This is a genomic window from Mycolicibacterium sp. MU0050 (assembly GCF_963378085.1).
GTDB classification, from domain to species: domain Bacteria; phylum Actinomycetota; class Actinomycetes; order Mycobacteriales; family Mycobacteriaceae; genus Mycobacterium; species Mycobacterium wendilense.
Window position 1 is genome coordinate 5,121,262 of record NZ_OY726395.1, and the last position, 23,578, is coordinate 5,144,839.

The following is a 23,578-nucleotide window of genomic DNA, read 5'->3' on the forward strand; positions in this document are numbered from 1 at the left end:
GCCTAAAGCGCGCTGGGCCGTGAGGCGCGCACCAAATTCCGGCCACGCGTATGCGGCCGGAAATTTTTTGTTGCGAAGTCGCGTTGGACACCGATTGACCGCCCCGACGCACGACCAACGACCGCGCCGCCAGCGCCGCCCGAGAGGTATTGCCCGCCATGAACATTCCCCTGTTCAACCACCGCCGCCACACCTCTCCCGTCGGCCACCGCCATCGCATTCGAATGCTGTTGCAGGCGTGCGCGGTTGGCGCCGCCGGTGCCGCAACGCTGCTGGGCGCGGGCGCCGGTCCCGCCGCGGCCGCCCCGACCGGCATCGCCAACACCGGCTGCGCCGATGTCGAAGTGGTTTTTGCCCGCGGCACGTTCGAGGGGCCCGGCATCGGCAAGGTGGGCGCCCCGTTCGTCGACGCCCTCCGTGACCGGCTGCCCAGCCGAAGCATCGGGGTCTATGCGGTCAACTACCCCGCCTCGACCGACTTCGCCCGCGCCGCCGACGGTGTCGCCGATGTCAGCAACCACCTCAGCGACCTGGCCGCCCGTTGCCCTGCCACCGACATCGTGCTCGGCGGATACTCGCAGGGCGCCGCCGTCAGCGCCTATGCCACCAGTGACGCCGTGCCCGCCGGCTACGCGCTGCCCACCGGCCTGTCCGGGCCACTGCCCCCGACGGTGGCCAACAACGTTGCCGCCGTGGCATTGTTCGGCAAGCCGTCGTCCGGCGTCGTCAACCTCCTGCACCAAGGCGCGCCTCCGCTGGTGATCGGCTCGGCGTTCGCGGGCAAGACCATCGATCTGTGCGCTCCCGCCGATCCGGTCTGCCAGTTCGGCAGCCTCGACCGCCGAGCGCACAGCGCCTACGTCCATAACGGCATGGCCGAGCAGGCCGCCGAGTTCGCTGCCCGACGGATCACCGGCGGCTGACGTGGTTGCTGCCTAAACTCCTCGGGGTGAACAGGGATAACCCGAGACCGCGGCCGGTTGCCGATCGGGTGGCGATATACCCGCATACCGTCCGGCGGTGGCACACCACGGCGCTCGGATTCCTCGCCGTCCTGGCCCTCCTTGGCGGGGGTGTCTTGACGGCATGCGCGGGCTCCACACCGACCTCCCTGGCGCAGGACGTGCCTTTGCAGACCGGCCCGCAGAGCGTGCTCGTCGACCCGATGGGCGCAATCACCATGGCCGTCGACGCCACCGGCACCCTCTACCTGGGCGGTTTCGCCACGGGGATCTGGACGCTGACACCCGGGGCAGTCGAGCTGACTCCGCGCAACGGTGCCACGGTCACGTCCCTGGCGGCCGCGCCGGACGGCACCTTGTCCTTCGTCACCGCCCTGGACACCGTCGAAACCCTCCGACCCGGGTCCAGCACTGCTGACCCGCTGCCGTTCGGCGAGATTCGGCAACGCAGCCAGATCGCGGTGGCGCCGGACGGCACGGTCTACCTCGGCGACAACGCGCGCAACAAGCTGTTGAAACTGGTCCCCGGTGCGGGGGCCCCGACCGAAGTTCCCGTGCAGGGCCTCGAGGGGATGGGGCACATGGCGGTCGACGCCGACGGCAACGTGTTCGTCTCCACGATGGGCCGGATTGTGAAGGTCGGCCCGAATTCGGAGACCGCCGACCCGGTCGAGGGGGCGCCCGCCGATGTGGGCGGCCTGGCGGTCGACGCGGCAGGCAACCTGTACGCCACCGACATCAAGGCGGGCACGGTATCCCGGCTACCCGCGCGCGGCGGTGCCTGGGTCCAGCTGCCGTTCAGCAACATCAAGAGCCCCACCAGAATTGACGTCGACCGCGCCGGCAACGTTTACGTCATGGCCGACATCGGCAACTTCCAGGGACGACAAATCGTCAAGCTTGCCGTCGAATAGTCGGTGGGTCCGGGGCCGGGCGTGCGGCCGTCACGACCGCTGCCCCGTGCCAGGGCTCAGGACACCGTGACGTGGACGTGGTCGAAGTGGGCTGTCACCCGCCACATCGTGTAAGCGATGCCGAAGCGTCCGGCCTGACTACGAAGGTCCGCGTCGATGACATCTCCGAGACTCATATCCGAGCCGATCATGATGTCCAAGGCGCGCCCGCTCGGGTGATCAGGAAGGGGGTCCGCGCGCACGCCACCGATCGACTGCACTCCGGGGTAGGTCGCCATGATGTAGTCCGCCAGGAGCCGCGCGTTGGGGACCAGGCCGCGCATCCCGACGGTCGGGATGGGTGAGGTCGATCCCAGCGCTGCCGTGACGGCACCGGACGGGAGGTTCAGACCGGCCTGCTGCGCCGGCGGGAGCGTGGAATAGTTGGCGTTGAGTTCCGACATCTTCGTCCGCAACTGGAACCGCTTGTTCTGCAGATCCGCTCGCACGGCGGTGGCCGCGTCGACGGCAGCCTTGGCCTCAGCCGCCGACTTTGCCGACTCTGCTTCGACGGCCCGCGCTTCCTCGTCTGCCCGGTGGAGCCGCTTCAGCTGCGCAGACATCTCGGTTTCCATCACCCGCTGGGTAGCCAGGCTCTCGATCAGCCCCGACGGCGACGCGGCGGTCAGGACTGCGCTGGCGCCATCGGTGCGCCCACCGATGTAGACCGCGGCTGCAAACTTGTCAACGGCATGCTGCTGGGTGGCCAGCTGCGTCTGGGTCACCTCTCGGCGTGCCAAATCGTCGGCGTATTTCTCGTCCGCCACCCGCAGCAGTTGCAGCTTCGCGTCGAGGTCCGGCTGGGCGTTGAGGATGGTCGCAGACAGCTGCTCGACCTCGCGAGACAACTCGGCGACCTCCGCCACGCTGTCCTCGGCCTGGTCGGCATACGCCGCGCCGCCGCCCGACACCGCGCTCAGAACCATCAAACCGGCGATCGCACCGGCCAGCGGCTTGTGGACAAAACGCCTCGCCACAAACACTGGGACAACCTTCAAGACTGCGAATCCTTCGACGTTGTCGACGTCTACTGCGTCGAGCTACTACCTGTCCATGGGACTTGGCTGCCGTGCAGATTACGGAAGCGGCATCGACTCTGTCGAACCAGGAGGCCGGGAATTGCCCCGGCACCAGCTCCACAGCAAAGGCAGTGCGGGGCCAAAGAGCGTTTCGTCGCGTTGCCGGCCCCGTCGGGCGGGGCGGTTCGCTCAGACCACCGGGCAGTAGAACTGGGGTTGGCCGCGGTACTCCTCGGGCGGCAAGTTCCGTGCCGGTGTCTCCACCAGCGGCGCGTCCGCGGGCAGCCGTCCCTGGCTCCGATCCATCGCCGAGCGTTTCCGCGGATGCATGAGCCGGCGCTTGGGACCGTACTTCGAAACGAGCGTGATCACGTCGCACAGCCGGTCGTGCACCCACTGTTGCCGGGGCGACCACGTGTAACCCATCAGCTCCCGCACCGGCGGGTCGTAGAGCGCAACGGTCATGAACGTCAGGAAGCGCTGCATGACCTTCAGGTTCAGCGCCCACAACGGATCCGGAATCCACCGCAGCGACGGGTGCTTGGGCATGGTGGACAGATCCATCACTTCGCGGGCAGCCCAGTTGTTCTCCAGCACGTTGTTGCACATGTGGTCCCAGTACTCCTGGAATTCCTCCCAGGACTTCGGCACCGGCCGCATGCTCATCCCGTACATCCGGTACCAGGTGACGTGCTCGTCGAACAGCTGCCGCTTGTCGGTCTCACTGATCCCGCCGCCGAACTTCTCGGCCGCCAGCAGGACCGATTTGAAGAACGTGGCGTGCGCCCAGTAGAAGACATCCGGGTTCAGCGCGCTGTATCGACGGCCTTTCTCGTCGACGCCCTTGATACCGATGTGATAGTCCCGGACCTGGGCACCGGTCTGCGGGGCGCGGTCGCCGTCGAAAACCACACCGCCGATCGGATAGATGGACCGCAGCAGCCGGGGAATGCGCTCCAGAAAGAAGATCGAGTGCTCTTGCACCGCCGCGCCCAGTTGCGGATGCATGTTCTGCATCGAGCCCGCCCAGGTGCCCTGGAACAGCCCGGTCCACTGGCCGAAGTATTTCCAGGTCAGCGAGTCGGGGCCCAGCGGCACCGGCGGGGCGTCGTAGCCGCCGTTGGTGACGGGACAGCCCGCTGCCACCGGGGAGGTCTCAGCCTCTGCAACCGGGCAGATCTCGGAAGCATCTTGGGTCACTGGTCAAATCTTTCCGTCGGGGTCGGCATCCATTTTGACTACGTTCGTTGTCATTGTCCAGCCCCCAATGTTGCGGCCGCGGTCAGAACCTCCCCCCGGCCATGCTCTCGGCATTTCGCTCAACAGCGCCTCGGCGGCCCACTTCCGCGCAAGACTGTCGTCGTGGGTACCCGCCATTCGGGATCTGCCCACCAGCTCGCCGCCCGCGGGTTTGCCGGCCACGAACCAGAGGTGAAGGAGATCCGCATGCCCACGGTGGCGGAACAGATGGTCGCGACGCTGCGGGCCAGTGGCGTCGAGCGCGTATACGGCATCCCCGGCGACTCTCTCAACGGGTTCACCGACGCGCTGCGCAAGGACGGCGGCATCCGGTGGGTACTGGTACGCCACGAGGAAGCGGCAGCCTTCGCCGCCGCAGCGGACGCCGCGGTGACCGGTGAGCTCGCCGTGGCCGCCGGCAGTTGCGGGCCGGGCAACCTGCACCTCATCAACGGCCTGTACGACGCGAATCGTTCGAGGGTGCCGGTCCTGGCGATCGCGGCGCACATCCCGACCGCAGAGATCGGGACCGGCTACTTCCAAGAGACCCACCCGCAAGAGCTCTTCCGCGAGGCGTCCGTCTACACGGAGTACGTCGCCCACCCCAGCCAGATGCCGCAGGTGCTGGAGATCGCGATGCGCGCCGCCGTCGAGAGACGGGGCGTCGCGGTCGTCGTGATCCCCGGCGACGTGGCTCTATCCGACGCCGTCACCGATCGGGCCACCGCCATCCGCGCGAGTCGCTCGGTCGTGGTGCCGACGGCAGACCAACTCGCCCGCGCCGCAACGCTGCTCAACCGGGGCCAACGGGTGACCATCCTGGCCGGCGCGGGTTGTGCCGGCGCCCACGACGAGGTGCTGGCCGTCGCCGAGGCGCTGGGCGCACCCATCGTGCACGCATTGCGCGGCAAGGAGTTCATCGAGTACGACAACCCCTATGACGTCGGGATGACCGGCCTGCTCGGGTTCGCGTCCGGCTACCGGGCGATGGAAAACGCCGACACGGTCCTGATGCTGGGCACCGACTTCCCCTACCGACAGTTCTATCCCGAGCACGCCGCCACCATCCAGGTCGACATCCGCGGCGAACAACTCGGCCGCCGGCATCCGCTGGAGCTCGGCCTGGTCGGCACCGTCAAAGACACTGCCTCCGCGCTACTTCCGCTGCTGGAGCGCAAGACTTCCCGCGATCATCTCGAAGATTCCCGCGACCACTACCGACGAACCCGCACCAAACTCGACGAGCTGGCGACCCCCTCGAAGCGAGGCGCACCCATTCACCCGCAATACCTCGCGCGGCTGGTCGACCAGCACGCGGCTGCCGACGCAGTTTTCATCCCCGACGTCGGTTCACCGGTCGTCTGGGCCGCGCGATACCTGACGATGAACGGCCGCCGGCGGTTGATCGGATCGTTCACCCACGGGTCGATGGCCAACGCGCTGCCCCAGGCTGTCGGAGCGCAGGCGGCCTTTCCGGAGCGCCAGGTGGTGGCACTGGCCGGCGACGGCGGGTTGGCGATGCTGCTGGGCGAGTTGATCACCCTCACGCAGAACAAGCTGCCCGTAAAGCTGGTGGTGTTCAACAACTCGTCATTGAACTTCGTCGAGCTCGAGATGAAAGCGGCTGGGTTCATCAACTACGGAACCGAACTGGTCAACCCCAACTTCGCCGAGGTGGCCCGCGCCATGGGCATCCACGCCGTGCGGGTGGAGCGCTCCGAGAACCTTCCCGACGCGGTTCGCGAAATCCTCGGCCACGACGGACCCGCGCTCCTCGATGTCGTCACCGAACGACACGAACTGTCGATGCCGCCCGCGATCACCGCCGAGCAGGTCAAGGGCTTCACGCTCTACGCGATTCGGACCGTCATGTCCGGCCGCGGCGACGAGTTGATCGATCTGGCGAAAGCGAACCTCAGGCAGCTCTTCTGACACGCCTCTTCTCACACAACGGGGTGCGCGCGCCTCGCTCGACGTCGATCGCCGCGGGTCCGTCAGCGCTGCCCCGGCCCGGGCGTCGGTGGGTGGCCCGGCGTTTGGGGACGGGCCCAATAGTCGTGCTGGGGCGGGTGGTGCGGCGGCCATCCACTGCCCGGCGGGGGTTGGTGTTGCGGCCAATTCGCCTGGGGGTGCGCCGGCCAGGCCGCGCCGGGCTGCGGCGGCCAGGCCGCGCCGGGCTGCGGCGGGTACCCCTGCCAGTACGCCGGTGCGGCACCGGGCCGCGACGGTCCCTTCGTCAGTTTGAGCACTCCCCGCACGACGAAGTACACGATCAGGCCCATGATGAGCAGCTGCCCGAAGATGGTGCCGACGACACGCCCCGGGTGCGACTCCTCGGCCGTCGCCATGGCCACGCCGGCCAGGTCGATGGTCACCATTGCGGTCCCCTCTGCTGCGCACCCCCTGTGCGCTCGGTCTCTGAGCCTACGGCGCGCCGAGCCACGGTTGGTGCACCAATTTTCGGGATCCAGACCCTCGCGGCGTTCAGAGGAACATTGCCGACGGTTGCGTTGTTCGACTGATTCGACGCCGCCGACAGGTACTCCTCGTGGCTGTCGAGGCACCGGGGCGGCGAGTCCGAAGAAATACTCGGCCACCGCTGGCCCGTTCACGGCATCCGGATCGTCAGCCCCGTGCCGAGCAGTTGCGTCGCCGACAGCCCGAAGGTCCTCTTGAACCGGTCGGCCAGGTGGGACGGACTGGTGAACCCGGACTCGACGGCCGCTTCGGTGATGTTGTCGCCGGCGGCCACGCGGGCACCGGCCCGCATCAACCGGCACCACAACCGGTAGCGGCGCAGACTCGAGCCGATTTCGGCGCGAAAGAGGTGCAGGAACCGGGACTCGGACAGTCCCACCGATGCGGCCAGCTCGACCGCCGACGTCGCCGCCATCGGGTTCTCTCTGATCTGCTTGGCGGCCAACTCGATTCGCGGATCGAGCTGCTGGACGTCTGAGGGCGCGGCGGTCTCCAGCCAGCGCAATGCGCCGGCGTCGTCGCGCGGCGGGCGGATCAGGTCGGCTTCGGCTACATGGTCCACTCCGATGTCGCCGCAGAACCTTTCGAACTGGCGGCGGCACGCCGCCGCCCGCGCCCCGGCGGGATCCAGGTAGCACGAGACCAGCGGCCCGGTCATGGTCAGGTGGTGGGTGAGCCGAGGCGGGATCAACGCGGTGCGCGCCTCGACCCGAACACCCTCGACGTCGACGGCCACGGGCCCGTCGACGCCGACCAGCAGGCACCACACCGAACCGGAATGCGGCTCCAACCCGAGCGCCGGCCCGGAATACAGCGCCTGACCCGGCCACAACCACACCGCGGGATAGCAGGTTTGTGGAAGCGCAACGGGGCCGGGATCGGACATCGTGGACTCCTCGTCAACTGATCAGGAGGTTACCGTGGTGCAAGCAGTGATCGTGGCCGTCGGGGTGTTCTTCGCCGCGATGGGGATCTTCGCGCTGGCCGCGCCGACAACCATGTTGCGGCCCTTCGACTACGAGCTCAAGACCGCGGCATCCCGCGCCGAGGTGCGGGGGTCTACGGGGGTTTCGGACTGGCGATCGCCGCCGTGCTGACCTACGCGGCGCTCACCCCCGGCGAAGTGCGCACCGGAATTCTGCTCACCGTCGGGGCCGCCCTAGCCGGGATGGCCTTCGGCCGCGCCGTATCCGCGCTGTTCGATGAACGAACCTCGTTCTACCCCAACTGGTTCTACTGTGTGGTCGAGATCGTCGGGGCAGCTGCGCTGTTCTGGGCGGCGAGCAACTGAGGCTCGGACGGCGTTCTGGCGCGGGCTGTCAGACCCTCGGCGGACCTTGGCGGATCCGGTGGCGCGTCGCCTCTATGTCGACGATGTGCGGGAAGGTGTACTCCATCCACCAGGTGGGGGTCTGCTGCACGAGTAGGTGACAGTTTCGGTCACGCGGCCTGACTGGCCGGTGTGGTCATGATGGCTTCGAATTCCACCGGGGTCAACCGGCCGAGGCCGGCTTGTCGGCGGCGTCGGTGGTAGGTGCGTTCGATCCAGGTGACGATCGCGATTCGGAGTTGCTCGCGGGTGTCCCAGCGGCGGCGGTCGAGCACGTTCTTCTGCAGCAGGGAAAAGAAGCTCTCCATGGCAGCGTTGTCGCCGGCCGCGCCGACACGGCCCATCGAGCCGACCATCTCGTGATGGTGCAGTGCGTGCACGAATCGCCTTGAGCGAAACTGAGATCCTGGGTAAGTCCCCTGGGGTGGTGGGGTTTCGGGCCTGAGGCTGACCAGGCCGGACTCTGTTCGGTGTGTCGTTGAGGGCTTTGGGGTGGGGCATCGCGTAGTGGTCATTGAGTTACCGACCAAAGTGACTCAAGCAAAGGAACCACCACGCGATGACCCAGGACCATTCTGCCTTGTTGGCCCAGCTCGATGCGCTCAAGTCCGCTGATGCCGGGGCGGTGTTCGCCGAGCTGATCCGCGCCGGGCTGCAGGCGTTGATCGAGGCCGAGGCCACTGCGACGATCGGCGCCGGACGCTACCAACGCAGCGACGATCGCCGTACGCATCGCAACGGGCACCGGGCCAAGACGGTATCGACCACTTCCGGGGACATCGAAGTCCAGATCCCCAAACTGCGGGCCGGTTCCTTCTTCCCGTCGCTGCTCGAGCGGCGCCGTCGGATCGACCGCGCGCTGCATGCGGTGATCATGGAGGCCTACGTCCATGGCGTGTCGACCCGCAATGTCGATGACCTCGTCGCTGCGCTCGGTGTCGGATCGGGGGTCTCCAAATCGGAGGTCTCACGCATCTGCACCGGCCTGGACAAGGAGATCGAGGCGTTTCGCACCCGCAGCCTGACCCACACCCAGTTTCCGTATGTGTTCTGTGACTCGACGTTCTGCAAGGTCCGCGTCGGGGCACACGTGGTCTCCCACGCCCTCGTGGTGGCCACCGGGGTCTCCATCGACGGCACCCGCGAGGTGCTGGGCACCGCTGTCGGTGACAGCGAGTCGTTTGAGTTCTGGCGCGAGTTCCTGGCCTCGCTCAAGGCTCGCGGCCTGACCGGGGTGCACCTGGTGATCTCCGATGCCCACGCCGGCTTGAAAGCCGCCGTAGCTCAGCAGTTCACCGGCTCGTCCTGGCAGCGTTGCCGGGTCCATTTCATGCGCAACCTGCATGGGGCGGTGGCCGCCAAACACGCCCCGGCGGTGACCGCGGCGGTCAAGACGATCTTCGCCCACACCGACCCCGCTGAGGTCGCTGCGCAATGGGATCAGGTCGCCGACACGCTGTCGGGCAGCTTCCCGAAAGTGGCCGCGATGATGGATGAGGCCAAACCCGACGTGCTGGCATTCACGGCGTTCCCACGTGGACACTGGCAAAAGATCTGGTCGAACAACCCCATCGAGCGGCTCAACAAAGAGATCAAACGTCGCGCTGATGTCGTCGAGATCTTCCCGAACCCCGCCGCGTTCCTGCGGTTGGCCACCGCCGTGGTCATCGAGGCGCACGACGAATGGCAGGTCACCCGGCGCTACCTGTCGGACATCTCCATGGCTGAGCTGCGCAAAGTCATCGCCGCCAAACAAACCGCCACGGAACCCATCACCGAACAACGCCAAATCGCCTAGCATTCATCACGACTCGTTGATCACAACGCGTGTACCCACGCCGATCCGAAGTCCACCACCCCAAGGGGCACTATCGTGCGTCCGCCTCAGACTGCGCTCGTTCCGGCTTTGAACAACCGCGCGCAACGTGACTACAGGCTGACACTCATCGAGGTATTCAAGGACGGTCGCGCCGAACCGAGTCCCGTTCCCGCATCCGACTAGATTGGGGTGCCTTCCCATACCGAGGTCAAGGATTGCTGGGACTCGCCGATGCCTGAAACTCGGGCTTCAATGCCGGTACAGCAGAAGCCAACTAACTCGTCGCCCGTCGCAATAGATAGGTAGCTGGCAAGCTCATCGATGATCGGCGGAGGTGTTGACAAGTCGTATACGGACCAGTCTCGTCCGTACCTCCAGCTGGTTATGGCGACGGCCGCGTCGGCGGCCATGGGATGCAACCCTCGCCCCAAGGGTCGCCCATCTCGCAACGCTAGCCCAGTCCCGTCCAGCCACGCCTGTCTCGTTTGTAGAGTGGGCTTGACCCCATTGGGTGGACACTCGGTCAGGCGGCTTGTGCCGTCTGAGTGATCCGGTTCTCGTACTCGACCGGGGTGATCATCCCGATCGAAGAGTGGCGCCGTCGGCGGTTGTAGACCCGTTCGATCCAGTCGCCGACGGCGAGCTTAGCGGCTGCTTTGGTGGGCCACAAGTAGCGGTCGTAGAACTCGACTTTCATTGTGGCCCAGAATGATTCCTGCTGAGCATTATCCCAACACACCCCGGTGCGGCCCACCGAGCGGGCCAGATCATGCTTGCGGGCGAACCGTGCCAACTGCGCACTGGTGTACTGACATCCGCGGTCAGCATGGAACACCACCTGCGCGGCCAACTCGCCGCGCATGGCCACCGCCATCGCCACCGCGTCCTCGACCAGGTCGGTATGCAGGTGCTCATCGATGGCCCAGCCGATCACCCGCCGGCTGCAGCCGTCACGCACGGCGCACAGGTACAACCAGCCCTCACCGGTGCGCAGATAGGTGATGTCGCTGGTCCACACCCCATCCAGACGGCCTGTATCGAATCGACGTTTGACCAGGTCAGGGATCGGCGGCGCGTCCAGATCCACCACGGTGGTTACCGGGGCGAACGTACGTGGGCTGATCCCGGCCAGACCCTGACGGCGCAGCGAGGCAGCCACCGTCTTGCGTGACACGGTCTCGCCGGCATCGCGCAGGTCGGCCAGGATGCGCGGCGCCCCATAGACCCCATCGGAGGCCTCATGCAAGGCCGCGACCTTGACATCCAACTCGGCACGACGCCGCGCCGCCGGCGACGGTCCCGCGGCCTGGGACTTGCGCCATTTGTAAAACCCCGACCGCGACACGTCCAGCAGCTCGCACATCCGGGTGATCGCGTAATTGGCCTTCTCCGCCTCGATCAGACCGTAGGCCTCTACTGGTTCTGTTCGGAGGCAAAGAAGGCCGCGGCTTTTTTCAAAAACTGCCGGTCCAAACGCAATTCAGCGTTCTCCTTGCGCAGCCGCTCCAACTCGGCACGCTCATCAGAATCAAGCACCGCACCATTATCGCCTGCGCCAGCGGCCTCGCGGGCCACCCGCACCCAGCGCCCCAGCAACTGCTCACCCACACCGATCTCCGCGGCCACATGCGCGATCGGCCGGCCCGTCTCGATCACCAAGCGGGCCGCCTGCTCCCGAAACTCCGGGGTGTACTTCTTCCGCTTGCCCGACATACGGACATCCTTCCCGTGGGACCAGCAGTCCCACCAGTCAGGTGTCCACCATCAGGGGTCAACCCCAAGAGATCCGGGATTAGTTAGATCTTGTCTTGTTTTGCGCGGTGCGCGAGGCACGGTGTGCTCCAGTGTTCTTTGAGCACATGATTCTACGGCCCGACAGCAAACCTAGATATGAAGCGCCAACACCGCCCGTTCGATCTGGAAGTGGATGCTTTTCATGATTGCTGCTGGCGCCCGAAGGTTGGACCGGCGCGGCGCGGCCACTTCCCCTGGACGTGTGATGCCGCCAGCTAGATCGAGGTAGACGTTGACTAGTCGGGTGCGCGGAACGTACGGTACCGGCATCACACCGGGGTGGACCCGGATTCAGGGTGTTTGCTACTTGAGGGATCAGCGATGCGCAGTCGGGCTCAGCGGAACCAGCGGCTGGGAAACTTTCTCACAACCAGCCAGCAAACGTTATGGTTTCGCTGGCCAGGTCAGCTGGTTGCACTGATCTGTGTGGTGGTACTGACTGCTGCCGGCCTGCACCTGCTCGACGACCGCGACCCCGATCTGGACAACAGCTCCACCGCCGACGGGGGTGTCGCTCAGATGGCGGCCGCCGCAGCGGCGGCGTTTGCCGACTCCCCGTACACCAACCCGGTCGGTGTACCAGCGCAACAGCGTCGCGCCGGTCTGCCTGAACAACCGGTGGTCGGGTTGAGCACCCCGACTGCGGCCGGGCCGGTGCAGCTGGTGTTGCCGGCAGGGCTGGGGACCGCGCAGCACACGTCCTCTGGGGTGGTGATCTATCCCGATGCCGGTGCCGGGTTCGACTTCCTGGCCGAGAACACCCCCACCGGCACCCGGACCATCGCCCGTATCGCCGATGCGGCCGGCCCGCGGATAGTGACCACCTTCGTACGGACCCCCGCCGACACCGTGATGTTGGCCCATACGAACGGTTTCCTGACCGTGAATCGGGCCGCCGCCACCGCTGAGACGTTGGGGGTGTTCTCCCCGTCCGAGACCCGCGACGCTGCAGGGGAATTGGTGCCCTCGTCGTATGTGGTGCGCCAGATCCGGCCGCAGGTGTATCAACTCTCCGAAGTCATCGACCCCGGCCCGGACACCACCTGGCCCGTCTATGTCGACCCACCCCTGCACGTCGATGCTGGCGGGTTGGCGGTGTTCGGGTTCTCCGATGTCACCGACGCACTGGCAGGGGCTGCAGGCGCAGTCGGTAACGCCGCGGTCAGCGCGGCCTCGGCCACCGCCTCCGGTGCCCGAGCAGTCGGCGGATTCGTTCAGGACAACCCGCTGGAATCGGCCATGCTCGTCGGGGGCACCGCTTTGGCGCTCACCGGGCTCGGTGGCCCGGCGGGTGCGGCGATGATCGCCGGGGCCACGGTCAACCTGGCCTCGGCCGGCCTCGATGTCGCCGCCACCGTGATGCCGGACAACCAAACCTTGGGGATGGCCGCAACCGTGCTGGGGGCCGCCTCCATGGCCACTCCTCAAGGCGCGGCGAAAAAGGCCGTCACCGAAGGCATCGAAGCCGCCGGACAACTCGCCAAACACACCGACACCGTCATCGACGTCGCCAAAACCACCCCCACCCCACCAGCGCAGCTGGCCAACGACGTGGCCGCGGCCGCCACCAATCTGGCCAAACCCGGAGCCGGGACACCGAAGATCCCCAACGCCCCACCGGGGACCGAGGGGTTGCCCTCGACCGGTGCCGGTAAGGACTTCACCCGTGTCCAGAAAGACAGGGCTACTGCTGACGCGCTCGGGGTCGATCCCAAGATCCGCGGCGCCGAACTGGATCGCGCTGCTGCCGAGTCCGGCACCAACCTGTATTGCGCCAACTGTGAGGTTCGGGTGTTCCGGCAGGAAGGCCCAACCAGAGCTGGCGACAAAATCCCACCCAACCGGGCCCAAATCGATCACCACCCGATCCCGAAATCCCACGGCGGCACCGGCGCCAACGCCAGCCGAAACAACATCCTCTGCGAAGGCTGCAACAACGCAAAAAGCGACCTCAAAGCGACCCGGTGGAACGGCGAGCGGGAACTTGCCGCCAACAAGTCGCGGGCAAAGGTGCGAACCTATTTGCGGGAGTACGGGCAACGGCCCGATGGAGTGATCCGCAGTCCCAACCACCGCCTCGACACCCCCGCCCAACAACAACGCTGGGCCCGATATGAAAACGAACGAGCGGGTGCTGTCGAGAGGTTAGCCGGGCAGTCTGGTAGTGCCGCGCAGCGCAGCGCCGGGCCCAGAGGCGCTGAGCGCAACTCCTCGACCGGCGGTGATCGCCAATCCAGCAGCAACAAGCGGTCCGGTAGCAAGAAGTCGAAGACCAAACGCGACAACAAACAAAAGAAACAGAAAAGCAAGAAGGACAAGAAAAAGAAGAAAAAGTCCGGAAGCAAGAAGAAACGCCAACGCAAAGCCCGCGGCTGAGCGTGATCGTCGACCGTTCACACCCACCCAGTATTTCTGTGCAGCCAGCCGGCCAGCCAGCCTGGCGTGGACACCATGTGAAACTGGCAATGTCCAGTCGAGTTCAGGCGAGTCGACCCCCAGTGGTTTGAGGAAGTGAGCAGCAATGGCCCTGTCGCGAGAGATCGTGCCTCCAGTACGTGGCAAGGACCTGGCGCCGTTAGAACCCGACTGCCCCGGCGTGTTCCTGCCAACACCACTGAGCCCCAAGGAGTACCGCAAGGTCGCCGCCCTGCTCGAAGAACACCCCGACAATTACCTCCACGTCTGGGGTCCCGGTAACCTCGATTTTCTGCAGTACTTTCCGAAACAGCGCCGCTTCGCCTGCGACATCGATCAACTAGACAGCCTCGAAGGGTTGCAGTACCTGCAGGAATGCCGATACCTCTCCATTTACCGCGCCGCTAAGGGCACGTCGTTGGCCCCGATCGCCGGCATGCCGAAGCTGGAAACCTTGCTCCTCGGAGGCCAGTACCACGATCACCACAGCCTCACCGGCATGACCTGGCTTCGTTCACTGGGTCTTATCTACGCCGCGCAGACCAAGACACTGGACTGGCTGCCACCCAACCTGCACGAATTCACCATGGACGTGGGAAGTATCCGCGATATCAGTGGATTAGCGGCACATCCGAACATCGCCGAGATCAGCTTCCACAAAACCCGACTCCTCGCTGACCTCACCCCGTTGAGCGCCAACACCGGCCTGCGCACCCTGCATCTGTCTCAACTGTCCAGCGTCACCGAACTTTTCGACTTCACCGGCCTGCAGAACCTGCGCGAACTCCACATCAAAACCCTGCGCAAACTCACCGACACCCGCCCCCTGCTCGCCGCGAAAAACCTCACCGAACTGTTCCTCTACGACCTACCTGCCCTCGACCCCCAAGCCTGGCACGACACCTGCACCGGCTGGCTCGCCCAAAACAAGCCCCCCTTCTGGTAAATCAACCCCGCCCCAAACCCCTGCTCAAGCCAGACGGAACCGAAGAGAAAACCTGCAGGGAACGCGTACCGCGGACGGCATGCACCGGGATGAATCCCCCCAGCATCAGCAGTCGAAAGCCGCGGCGGCCGATCCAGCCTCAGGCATCTCCCCAAGCGCGAAAGCCAGAATGAATCCCAGCTCCTGCGGGATCTGTACCGGAGGCAGGGCGTTAACCCCGGTAGCCGTTTCCAGTTCGCCTACCTGAAGCGCCCTGGGTTTCCCGGAGGCTCGGGCTATTGGATTCCGATCAAGGGTTGGTCGGTCCGGTATGCATCGTAGAACGCGGCTTCGAACTCCGTGGGTGGGATGTCGCCGAGGTAGCTGTGCAGGCGGCTGGTGTTGTGCCAGTGGACCCAACTGAGGGTGGCGAGTTCTACGTCCTCGACGGTCTTCCACGGTCCGCTTCGAGCCGGCCCGTAGATCAGCTCGGCCTTGTAGTAACCGTTGACTGTCTCCGCGAGAGCGTTATCGAAACTATCTCCAACGGTCCCAATTGACGGGACTGCGCCGATCTCAGCGGGGTAAGTCCCTTGGTGTGGTGGGGTTTCGGAGCTGAGGACGGCCCAGGCCGGGGTGTGTCGTTGAAGGCTTTCGGGCGGGTCATCGCGTAGTGGTCAATGAGTTACCTACCAAGTGACTCAAGCAAAGGACGCACCACGCGATGACCCAGGACCATTCTGCCTTGCTCGCCCAACTCGATGCACTCAAGTCCGCTGATGTCGGGGCGGTGTTCGCTGAGCTGATCCGCGCTGGGCTGCAGGCGTTGATCGAGGCCGAGGCCACCGAGACCATCGGGGCCGGACGCTACCAACGCAGCGGCGAACGCAGTACGCACCGCAACGGGCATCGGCCCAAGACGGTGTCGACGACCTCGGGCGATATCGAGGTCAAGATCCCCAAACTGCGAGCCGGCTCCTTCTTCCCGTCCCTGCTGGAACGCCGGCGTCGCATCGACAAGGCCCTGCATGCGGTGATCATGGAGGCCTACGTCCATGGTGTGTCGACTCGCAACGTCGATGACCTGGTCGCCGCACTCGGGGTTGGATCCGGGGTCTCCAAATCGGAGGTCTCGCGCATCTGCGCCGGCCTCGACCGCGAGATCGAGGCGTTTCGAACCCGCAGCCTGACCCACACCTCATTTCCCTACGTGTTCTGCGATGCGACGTTCTGCAAGGTCCGCGTCGGCGCCCACGTGGTCTCCCAGGCCCTGGTGGTGGCCACCGGCGTCTCCATCGATGGCACCCGGGAGGTGCTGGGCACCGCCGTCGGTGACAGCGAGTCCTTCGAGTTCTGGCGGGAGTTCCTGGCCTCGCTCAAGGCCCGCGGCCTGACCGGCGTGCACCTGGTGATCTCCGATGCCCACGCCGGGTTGAAAGCCGCCGTCGCCCAGCAGTTCACCGGCTCGTCCTGGCAGCGCTGCCGGGTGCATTTCATGCGCAACCTGCACGGGGCGGTGGCCGCCAAACACGCCCCGGCGGTCACCGCAGCGGTCAAGACGATCTTCGCCCACACCGACCCCGCCGAGGTCGCCGCGCAGTGGGATCAGGTCGCCGACACCCTCTCGTCCAGTTTCCCGAAAGTGGCCGCCATGATGGATGAGGCCAAAGCCGACGTGCTGGCATTCACCGCGTTCCCGCGCACCCACTGGCAGAAGATCTGGTCGAACAACCCCATCGAGCGGCTCAACAAGGAGATCAAACGCCGCGCCGATGTCGTCGAGATCTTCCCCAACCCCGCAGCCTTCCTACGACTGGCCACCGCCGTGGTCATCGAAGCCCACGACGAATGGCAGGTCACCCGCCGCTACCTGTCCGAGGTGTCCATGGCTGAACTGCGCAAAGTCATCGCCACCAAACACATCGCCGCCCGAGCGACCACCGAACCGGTTCCCGAACAACGCCAGATCGCCTAACATTCACCACGACTCGTTGATCACCACGCGTGAACCCACGCCGATCCGAAGTCCACCACCCCAAGGGGCACTATCTCTCAGCGAGCCGCTCGCCGTAGCGAATGGACGTGAATTGCGACCCGGCATCTGAGTGACATATCAAGTCCTGCAATGTAGTTCCGCGTGACCAACGCGCCATCTCCAACGCGTCGAGAACCATCGAGGTCCGCATGTGCGAAGCCACCCGCCACCCCACGATCATCCGCGAGTGTGCGTCAATGATGAAGCACACGTAGGCCACCCCGGCCCAGGTCGGCACGAATGTCAGGTCGGTCACCCAGAGCTGGTTCGGGGCAGCCGCGGCGAAGTTGCGGTGCACCAAGTCCGGGTGCCGCGCCGCGGCTGGGTCAGCTTTGGTGGTCCGCACCCGTTTGCCGCGCCGGACCCCCTCAATGCCTGCGGCCCGCATCAGCCGGGCCACCTGATCGCGACCGACGTCATGACCATCGCGACGAGCCGTTTTCCAGAGTTTGCGGGCCCCATAGACGCAGTAGTTGTCTTTCCAGAGCTGGCACAACGCCGGCCCGAGGACGGCGTCGCGCAGGGCCCGCGCCGATGGGACCCGGGCTTTGGCGTCGTAGTAGGTGCTCAGTGCCACCTGCAAGCCTGCGCTGCGCAGGACCGTGCAGATGGGCTCGACCCCGAACTCCCCGCGATTGTCGTCGATGAAATCGACTATTTCTTGTGTTGGCGGTCGAGCTCCGCCCCGAAGAAACTTGCCGCTCGCTTCAGAATCTCGTTGGCACGCTTGAGTTCTCGGATCTCCTGTTCGAGTTCCTTCACCTTCTTCGACTCCGAGGTCGTCACCCCAGGAGCCAGGCCTTCGTCGATGTCGACCTGACGGACCCAGGTGCGCACCGATTCCACTCCGTAGCCGAGCTGGCGAGCGACCCGCTGCACTGTGCCCTGCTCGGTGCCCAGCTCCGCGCGCAAGGTGCGGACCATCCGCACCGCGGCGGCCTTCTCCTCGGCACTGTATCGACGTGTCGTCGGCTTCCCGGGCGACTGTTCCTTCGGCATACCTGCATCCTCGTTTCCAAGGTCAGGAGCCTCCGGGATTTCCAGGGCGTTTCAACCGCGGCTCCGACGGGGTCTCTCGGTGCCAGACCTGCGCCCGCACGCGTTTGCAGCAGCAACGCAACGGGTTAGGTCCAGAACGCAGTCAGACCTCCGCGACCACAACGTCAGGCTCGCAACGGCAATCCTTGTCCGTGGCCATGAAAAAGTAGCCACTGGTGGCCAGGTGAAGGTATCCAGTTTTGGCCAGGTAAAAGTATCCACCCTGTGTTCGTCGTGTCGATCAGGAACTGCGGGCCCCGATGGTGACGGTGAAGGCGCCAACCAATCGCCATCACCATCGGGGAGTTCCATTGAAATCTGCGAAGGACCGCATGGACATCATTTCCGCCTACTACGAGCTCGGGTCGTACCGGGGTGCCGCCGATAGGTGCGGCACCACCCACCGCACCGTCAAGAAGATCATCGACAGGCACGAGGCCGAGCAGGCGGGCATGTCGCCGGCGCCGCGGGTCGAACGACCGCACAACTACGACACGGTCGCCGAGCTCGTCGCTGAACGCGTCGAGAAATCACAAGGCCGGATCTCGGCCAAACGGCTGTTGCCGATCGCCCGGACCGCCGGCTACCAGGGCTCGCCGCGTAATTTCCGGCGTCTGGTCGCAGAGAAGAAAGCGTTGTGGCGCAGTGACAATCACCGTGGCCGCCGCCCGGCAGTGTGGGCGCCGGGCGAGTATCTGGTGATCGACTGGGCCCAGGCCGCCCCCGGGCTGTCCTTGTTCTGCGCGGTGCTAGCGTTCTCCCGCTGGCGATTCGTGCGCTTTGCCACCGATCAGAAGGCCTCCACCACGCTGGCGTTGATCGCCGAAGCCTTCGCCGTGATCGGCGGTGTTCCGGCGCGGGTGCTGGCCGACCGGATGGCCTGCCTCAAAGGCGGCGTGGTCGCCAACGTGGTCGTCCCGACCCCGGACTACGTTCGCTTCGCGACGCACTACGGGTTCGCCCCGGACTTCTGCCACGCCGGCGACCCGCAGTCCAAGGGCATCGTGGAGAACCTGTGCGGCTACGCCCAACGCGACCTTGCAGTGCCCCTGCTGACCGAGGCCGCCATCGCCGGTGCCCCGGTGGATCTGCGGTCCGCCAACACCGCCGCGGCCGCCTGGTGCGCCGAAGTGAACGCCACGGCGCATTCAGAGATCCAAGCAATCCCCGACGACCGGCTGATCGCTGAACATGAACTGTTGCAACCACTGCCATCCTTGCGACTGCAGATTGGTGCACCCTCGGTGTTACGTAAAGTCGACCGGTTATCGTGTGTGCGCTACGGGTCGGCCCGCTACTCGGTACCGACCCGGCTGATCGGCACCAACGTGGCCATCGTGGTCGATCACGGCGCGGTGCGCCTGCTCGAGCCGGCCACCGGGGTGATCGTGGCCGAACACGAACTCATCGCACCCGGTGGCACCTCGATCCTCGACGAGCACTACGACGGGCCCCGGCCGGCACCGAACCGCGGACCACGGCCGAAGACCACCGTGGAGAAGCAGTTCTGCGACCTCGGTGAGGACGCGCAAGCGTTCCTGGTCGGCGCTGCGGCGATCGGCAACACCCGACTGGCCTCTGAGTTAGAGATCCTTCTCGCTCTGGGCGCCGCCCACGGTGAGCGGCAGTTGGTCGCGGCGTTGCACCGGGCGGTGGCGTTCCGGCGGTTCCGCGCCGCCGACGTGCGCTCCATCCTGGCCGCCGGCACCGGCGCCCCGCAGCCACGCGAAGCCGGGGATGCGTTGATCCTGGATCTGCCGGTCGCCCCGACCCGCTCCCTGGAGGCCTACCGGGTCACGCCCGTCGCTGACGGCGAGGTGAACTCGTGACCAAGACAGCACCGTTGACCGAGACCAAACCCGTCGCACCAAAATCAGTTCCACCATTGGATGCCGATCTCGATGCCGGGCTCCGCCGCCTGAAGCTGGCGGCCATCCGGCGGACAGCGCCGGAGGTGCTGATCACCGCCAAGACCCAACGCTGGACCCCCGAAGAGGTTCTGCGAACTCTGATCGAGACCGAACTCGCCGCCCGGGATGCCTCCAACGTCGTCAACCGACTCAAAACTGCCGCGTTCCCCGTGCCCAAGACCTTGGACTCGTTCGATGTGGCCGCATCGTCGATCCCACCGAAGACCTTCGACTACCTGTCGAGTCTGGAATGGATACGCGCCCAACAGAATCTGGCGATTATCGGTCCCGCCGGAACCGGCAAGTCCCACACCTTGATCGGGTTGGGGACCGCTGCGATCCACGCCGGCCTCAAGGTGCGTTACTTCGCCGCCGCCGACCTCGTCGAAACTCTCTACCGAGGGATGGCCGACAACACCGTCGGCAAGATCATCGAATCCCTACTACGCGTCGACCTCATCATTCTCGACGAGCTCGGCTTCGCGCCCTTAGATGACACCGGCACCCAACTGCTGTTCCGGCTCGTCGCCGGCGCCTACGAACGCCGGAGTCTGGCCATCGGGTCACATTGGCCCTTCGAACAATGGGGCCGATTCCTGCCCGAACAAACCACCGCCGTCAGCATCCTCGACCGCCTCCTGCACCACGCCACCGTCATCATCACCGACGGCCAGTCCTACCGCATGAAAGACGCCCACCACCGAAAGGAGACCACCCCGACAACCTAGGAATCACCACACGGGGTGGATACATTTATCTGGCCACCAGCGGATACTTCCACCTGGCCATTGACAATCCGGTTCCGAACGCAAGTCCAAAAGCGGCAGCAAGAAATCCAGTAAGAAGAACAACAAGGATGGACAGCAGAAGCACAAAAAGAAGAACGACAAGAAACGCGACATCGCGACGAAGAAGAAACGCAAACGCGATCGGCGAAAGTAACCCGGAAGCCCGGAACATGCCCACACCCGCACATGAACCAATCCTCGAAACCGAGATTTTCCCCGACGCTGGCTTCGTCGTCATTGAGGACCTCGGCACACAGGACGTCGTGGGCCTCAGCGAAGCTGGGCATCGGGCCGGCTATGAGGCCACCCGCCATAGGCTGGACATCTACACCATGTCCGCCGACGAGTCCGACATGATCGGCCGCGAAGTCATCGTCCGCGTCTACGCCGGCGACCCCCTTGACACTGATGAACTAGGGCAATTGATCTTCGACGGCGAACTCGACATCACCACCGGAATCCTGGCAATCAGTGAGCTCCTATCCCCCGAGCCCGAATACAGCCACCAGATCCCGCTGGCCGAGCCAGTGATCGCGCTCATCGAACGTCCCCGGGTGTGCTCGCCGAAATTCCTCACCTGTGAGCACCGGTCAGTGTAGGGGTTGACGGGTTCCTGTTGCGGCTCGACGGAGGTTTTCGGCGGCGGCGTGGTGGTCGCGTAGCCGGTAGGACTCGCCGTCGAGGTTGATGACCACTGACCGGTGTAGGAGGCGGTCGAGCATGGCGGCGGCGACGGTGGTGTCACCGAGCACTTCGCCCCAGGCGCCGACCCCGCGGTTGGTGGTGATCACGATGCTGGTCTTCAAATAGCGTTGGGATACGACTTGAAACAACGCCGAGGCGGCCTCGGCGGGTAGTGGCAGGTAGCCCAGTTCATCGATCACCAGCAGTGTCGGGCCGGCGTAGAACCGCATGGTGGTGGCCCAGCGTCCCTCGATGGCGGCGCGGTGGCAGCGTGCGGCCAGGTCGGCGGCGGTGGTGAAGTAGGTCCGATATCCAGCATGTGCTGCAGCCCTTGCCAATCCAACCGAGAGGTGCGTCTTTCCTGTCCCCGGCGGTCCGATCAGTAGAACGTTGGTGGCCGATTCGAGATAGCGGCAGGTGCCCAGTTCGTCGATCAGTGCGCGGTCGATGCCGGCGGCGGCGTCGACATCGAAATCGGCGAGGGTAGCGGGGGTGGGCAGGCTGGCGAACCGTAACCTTCCTGCGAGGCGGCGGGCGGTGCTGGCATCGACTTCCACGGCCAGCAGCCGCTCCAGGGCCACTGTGAGTGACAGGCCTTCGGCGGCGGCCTGGTCGAGTATTGACGGCAGGGCCTCGGCGGCAGCGGCGAGTTTGAGCTCGGCCAGGTGTGACCGTAGCTGCTGATAGCGGCTCGCCGCGGCCGCCGGTGTCTCGGTGGTGGTGCCGGTGGTGGTTTTAGGTGTGCGTGGGGTGGGGGTCATTGCAGGGTCCTTTTCTGGGCGGCCCGCTCGTAGGCGGACAGGTCGATGACAGTGGAATCGGTTGATGGCGTGGTTGATTCGGCTGAATTGGCGGTGTTGTCGCGGAGTGCAAGGAGTTGCGCGGCAGCGGTTTTGGCGGCCGGGCCGGGTGGGATGCGTTCCTTGCGGCGGTGTGGTCGTCCGGTGTTAGCGGTGGCCATCGCCGCGGTGTCCAGGGCGATGATGTGGCCGCTGTCGCGGACCATCACACCGAGCCCGTCTGCAGCCATGCGGTGCCGGGCGATCACGATCCCACTGGTGGTGGCGATGTCGCAGAACTGGCCGCCGATTGGGTGGCTGATCGTCACCTGCGCGGCAGCCAGCTCCGGTGGCACCGAGTACCGGTTGCCTCGGTAGGACACCAACGCTTGGCGCGAGGCGGTCCGGGACTGCGACACGATCACCGGATACGGCGTCGCCTGGCACCGGCGTCAGCGGCTCGGCCTTGGCGACTACGGCGACCGAGGATCGCCCGTCAGCGGTGGCACGGATGCGGGTGTCACCGCGCACGCGGGCGAAACGATCCACACTGGCTTGGGCCTGTTCAACGGTCACCTCGTCAGCCAGGGTCCGCCACCAACGTTGCGCGGCAGTGTGATTGACCTTCTCCACCACGCCTTTGCGGTTACCGCGCCGCGGCGGGCAGATCGCCACCGCGACCCCGTAATGTTTGGCGACCCCGGCAAACGATGCGGTGACTCGGCCTGAGCCGGGATCGCAGACGGTGGCCATCCGGTCGAACCGCCACACCCTGCTCAGTCCACCCAGGCCGCGGCAGATCGTGTCGATGGCGGCGACCAGGTGAGGTTGATCCATCGACGGTGAGAGCACTGCGCGCCACTTCCCGGAATGTGCCAGCGAGCCGACCAACAGGAACGCCTTCTTGCCCCATCCCCACGAATCGGGTGGACCGGGCAATTCCAGCCAGTCCCACTGGGTTTCCTCACCCGGCGGGTGCGCAATGATGGCGTTGGGCCGGTCGGTGGCGGTGCGACACGCTTGGCAGTCCGGCCGCAACCCTCGGGTGCGGATGTTGCGGGTCAGGCTCTGATACGACAGCCCGAAGCCCAGGTCTTCGAGTTCGTCGTAGAGGGTGCGGGCCCACAAGTGCGGGTCCTCGACCAACCGGGCGGTGACGTAGTCGATGAACGGGTCGAATGCGTCCGGCCCCGGCCTGGCCCGCACTCCGGGCTCGGCGTCGCCGGCCAGATACTTGCGGACCGTTTTGCGGTCGAAGCCGGTGTGACGGGCGATCGCAGAGATCGACCAACCACGTTTGCGTAGGGCGTGTACTTCCATGTCGTCCTCCCATGTGAGCATGAGAAAGCGGGCCTCCTTCGACTGGAGCTACTGGCGTCAGACACCAGCAGCATCGAGGGAGGCCCGCCC

At 65.6% G+C, this 23,578-nt stretch carries 17 protein-coding genes, 5 pseudogenes and 1 other annotated feature; of the genes and pseudogenes, 12 read left to right on the forward strand and 10 right to left on the reverse strand.

Annotation, left to right across the window (positions count from 1 at the left end; translation table 11 throughout):
• The first annotated feature begins 224 nt into the window (after window positions 1-224).
• On the forward strand, window positions 225-923 hold the full coding sequence (locus R2K23_RS24375; RefSeq protein ID WP_316517539.1) for a cutinase family protein: 699 nt from the start codon (window positions 225-227) through the stop codon (window positions 921-923).
• A 200-nt stretch (window positions 924-1,123) separates the two neighbouring features.
• A complete protein-coding gene (locus R2K23_RS24380; RefSeq protein WP_316513326.1) occupies window positions 1,124-1,876 on the forward strand; it encodes an NHL repeat-containing protein in 753 nt (250 codons plus the stop codon).
• A 56-nt stretch (window positions 1,877-1,932) separates the two neighbouring features.
• On the opposite strand, the gene R2K23_RS24385 is transcribed toward R2K23_RS24380, so the two are convergent.
• Window positions 1,933-2,898: a VldE C-terminal domain-containing protein gene (locus R2K23_RS24385; protein WP_316513328.1), complete on the reverse strand. Its 966-nt coding sequence runs from the start codon at window positions 2,896-2,898 to the stop codon at window positions 1,933-1,935.
• Between the two features lie 225 nt (window positions 2,899-3,123).
• A complete protein-coding gene (locus tag R2K23_RS24390; protein WP_316513329.1) occupies window positions 3,124-4,134 on the reverse strand; it encodes an oxygenase MpaB family protein in 1,011 nt (336 codons plus the stop codon).
• Window positions 4,135-4,380: 246 nt separating this feature from the next.
• Here R2K23_RS24390 and poxB point away from each other — a divergent pair, with 246 nt between their 5' ends.
• The gene (gene poxB / locus R2K23_RS24395; RefSeq protein WP_316513330.1) at window positions 4,381-6,105 is read left to right on the forward strand and encodes a ubiquinone-dependent pyruvate dehydrogenase; all 1,725 of its coding nucleotides are present in this window, start codon (window positions 4,381-4,383) and stop codon (window positions 6,103-6,105) included.
• 62 nt (window positions 6,106-6,167) lie between these two features.
• On the opposite strand, the gene R2K23_RS24400 is transcribed toward poxB, so the two are convergent.
• Both R2K23_RS24400 and R2K23_RS24405 read right to left on the reverse strand, forming a co-directional pair.
• Window positions 6,168-6,551, reverse strand: coding sequence for a hypothetical protein (locus R2K23_RS24400; RefSeq protein ID WP_316513332.1), 384 nt, complete (start codon window positions 6,549-6,551; stop codon window positions 6,168-6,170).
• Window positions 6,552-6,781: 230 nt separating this feature from the next.
• The gene (locus R2K23_RS24405) at window positions 6,782-7,537 is read right to left on the reverse strand and encodes a helix-turn-helix domain-containing protein (RefSeq protein WP_316513333.1); all 756 of its coding nucleotides are present in this window, start codon (window positions 7,535-7,537) and stop codon (window positions 6,782-6,784) included.
• A gap of 79 nt (window positions 7,538-7,616) precedes the next feature.
• Here R2K23_RS24405 and R2K23_RS24410 point away from each other — a divergent pair.
• A pseudogene (locus tag R2K23_RS24410) lies at window positions 7,617-7,942 on the forward strand (DUF4345 domain-containing protein).
• A 149-nt stretch (window positions 7,943-8,091) separates the two neighbouring features.
• Here the strand turns inward: R2K23_RS24410 and R2K23_RS24415 are convergent.
• Window positions 8,092-8,388 (reverse strand): annotated as a pseudogene (locus tag R2K23_RS24415) (integrase core domain-containing protein); the annotation flags it as partial.
• Window positions 8,389-8,540: 152 nt separating this feature from the next.
• Between R2K23_RS24415 and R2K23_RS24420 the strand changes: the two are divergent.
• A complete protein-coding gene (locus R2K23_RS24420; RefSeq protein WP_316513335.1) occupies window positions 8,541-9,779 on the forward strand; it encodes an IS256 family transposase in 1,239 nt (412 codons plus the stop codon).
• A gap of 544 nt (window positions 9,780-10,323) precedes the next feature.
• Here R2K23_RS24420 and R2K23_RS24425 read toward each other — a convergent pair.
• Window positions 10,324-11,513, reverse strand: a protein-coding gene (locus tag R2K23_RS24425) for an IS3 family transposase (protein WP_109560046.1) whose coding sequence is annotated in 2 segments (ribosomal slippage) — window positions 10,324-11,255 and window positions 11,255-11,513 — 1,191 coding nt in all. Because the reading frame shifts where the segments join, the coding sequence is not laid out codon by codon here.
• Between the two features lie 507 nt (window positions 11,514-12,020).
• Between R2K23_RS24425 and R2K23_RS24430 the strand changes: the two genes are divergently transcribed.
• From R2K23_RS24430 to R2K23_RS24935, 3 genes are all read left to right on the forward strand, one after another.
• Window positions 12,021-13,970, forward strand: a complete 1,950-nt coding sequence (locus R2K23_RS24430; protein WP_316513337.1) for an HNH endonuclease family protein — start codon at window positions 12,021-12,023, stop codon at window positions 13,968-13,970.
• Between the two features lie 145 nt (window positions 13,971-14,115).
• Window positions 14,116-14,955, forward strand: coding sequence for a hypothetical protein (locus R2K23_RS24435; protein WP_316513339.1), 840 nt, complete (start codon window positions 14,116-14,118; stop codon window positions 14,953-14,955).
• A 93-nt stretch (window positions 14,956-15,048) separates the two neighbouring features.
• On the forward strand, window positions 15,049-15,276 hold the full coding sequence (locus R2K23_RS24935; protein ID WP_465270718.1) for a NucA/NucB deoxyribonuclease domain-containing protein: 228 nt from the start codon (window positions 15,049-15,051) through the stop codon (window positions 15,274-15,276).
• Here the strand turns inward: R2K23_RS24935 and R2K23_RS24440 are convergent.
• A pseudogene (locus R2K23_RS24440) lies at window positions 15,231-15,515 on the reverse strand (integrase core domain-containing protein); the annotation flags it as partial. The gene R2K23_RS24935 and the pseudogene R2K23_RS24440 overlap by 46 nt on opposite strands.
• Window positions 15,516-15,658: 143 nt before the next feature.
• Between R2K23_RS24440 and R2K23_RS24445 the strand changes: the two are divergent.
• Window positions 15,659-16,909, forward strand: a complete 1,251-nt coding sequence (locus tag R2K23_RS24445) for an IS256 family transposase (protein WP_316513341.1) — start codon at window positions 15,659-15,661, stop codon at window positions 16,907-16,909.
• Between the two features lie 76 nt (window positions 16,910-16,985).
• Here the strand turns inward: R2K23_RS24445 and R2K23_RS24450 are convergent.
• A pseudogene (locus tag R2K23_RS24450) lies at window positions 16,986-17,968 on the reverse strand (IS3 family transposase); the annotation flags it as partial.
• Window positions 17,538-17,669 (reverse strand) — a sequence feature (AL1L pseudoknot). Its footprint overlaps the pseudogene before it by 132 nt.
• A 350-nt stretch (window positions 17,969-18,318) precedes the next feature.
• Here R2K23_RS24450 and istA point away from each other — a divergent pair.
• From istA to R2K23_RS24465, 3 genes are all read left to right on the forward strand, one after another.
• The gene (gene istA, locus R2K23_RS24455; RefSeq protein WP_316513342.1) at window positions 18,319-19,836 is read left to right on the forward strand and encodes an IS21 family transposase; all 1,518 of its coding nucleotides are present in this window, start codon (window positions 18,319-18,321) and stop codon (window positions 19,834-19,836) included.
• A complete protein-coding gene (istB, locus tag R2K23_RS24460; RefSeq protein ID WP_316513344.1) occupies window positions 19,833-20,645 on the forward strand; it encodes an IS21-like element helper ATPase IstB in 813 nt (270 codons plus the stop codon). Before istA ends, istB (R2K23_RS24460) begins: the two co-directional genes overlap by 4 nt.
• A gap of 128 nt (window positions 20,646-20,773) precedes the next feature.
• Entirely contained in the window at window positions 20,774-21,304 is a 531-nt protein-coding gene (locus tag R2K23_RS24465) for a hypothetical protein (protein ID WP_316513346.1), read from the forward strand.
• On the opposite strand, the gene istB (R2K23_RS24470) is transcribed toward R2K23_RS24465, so the two are convergent.
• Together istB (R2K23_RS24470) and R2K23_RS24475 are read right to left on the reverse strand one after the other, a co-directional pair.
• On the reverse strand, window positions 21,296-22,150 hold the full coding sequence (gene istB / locus R2K23_RS24470; protein ID WP_316513347.1) for an IS21-like element helper ATPase IstB: 855 nt from the start codon (window positions 22,148-22,150) through the stop codon (window positions 21,296-21,298). The genes R2K23_RS24465 and istB (R2K23_RS24470) overlap by 9 nt on opposite strands.
• Window positions 22,147-23,509, reverse strand: a pseudogene (locus R2K23_RS24475) (IS21/IS408/IS1162 family transposase). Before R2K23_RS24475 ends, istB (R2K23_RS24470) begins: the two are co-directional and overlap by 4 nt.
• Between the last annotated feature and the right edge of the window lie 69 nt (window positions 23,510-23,578).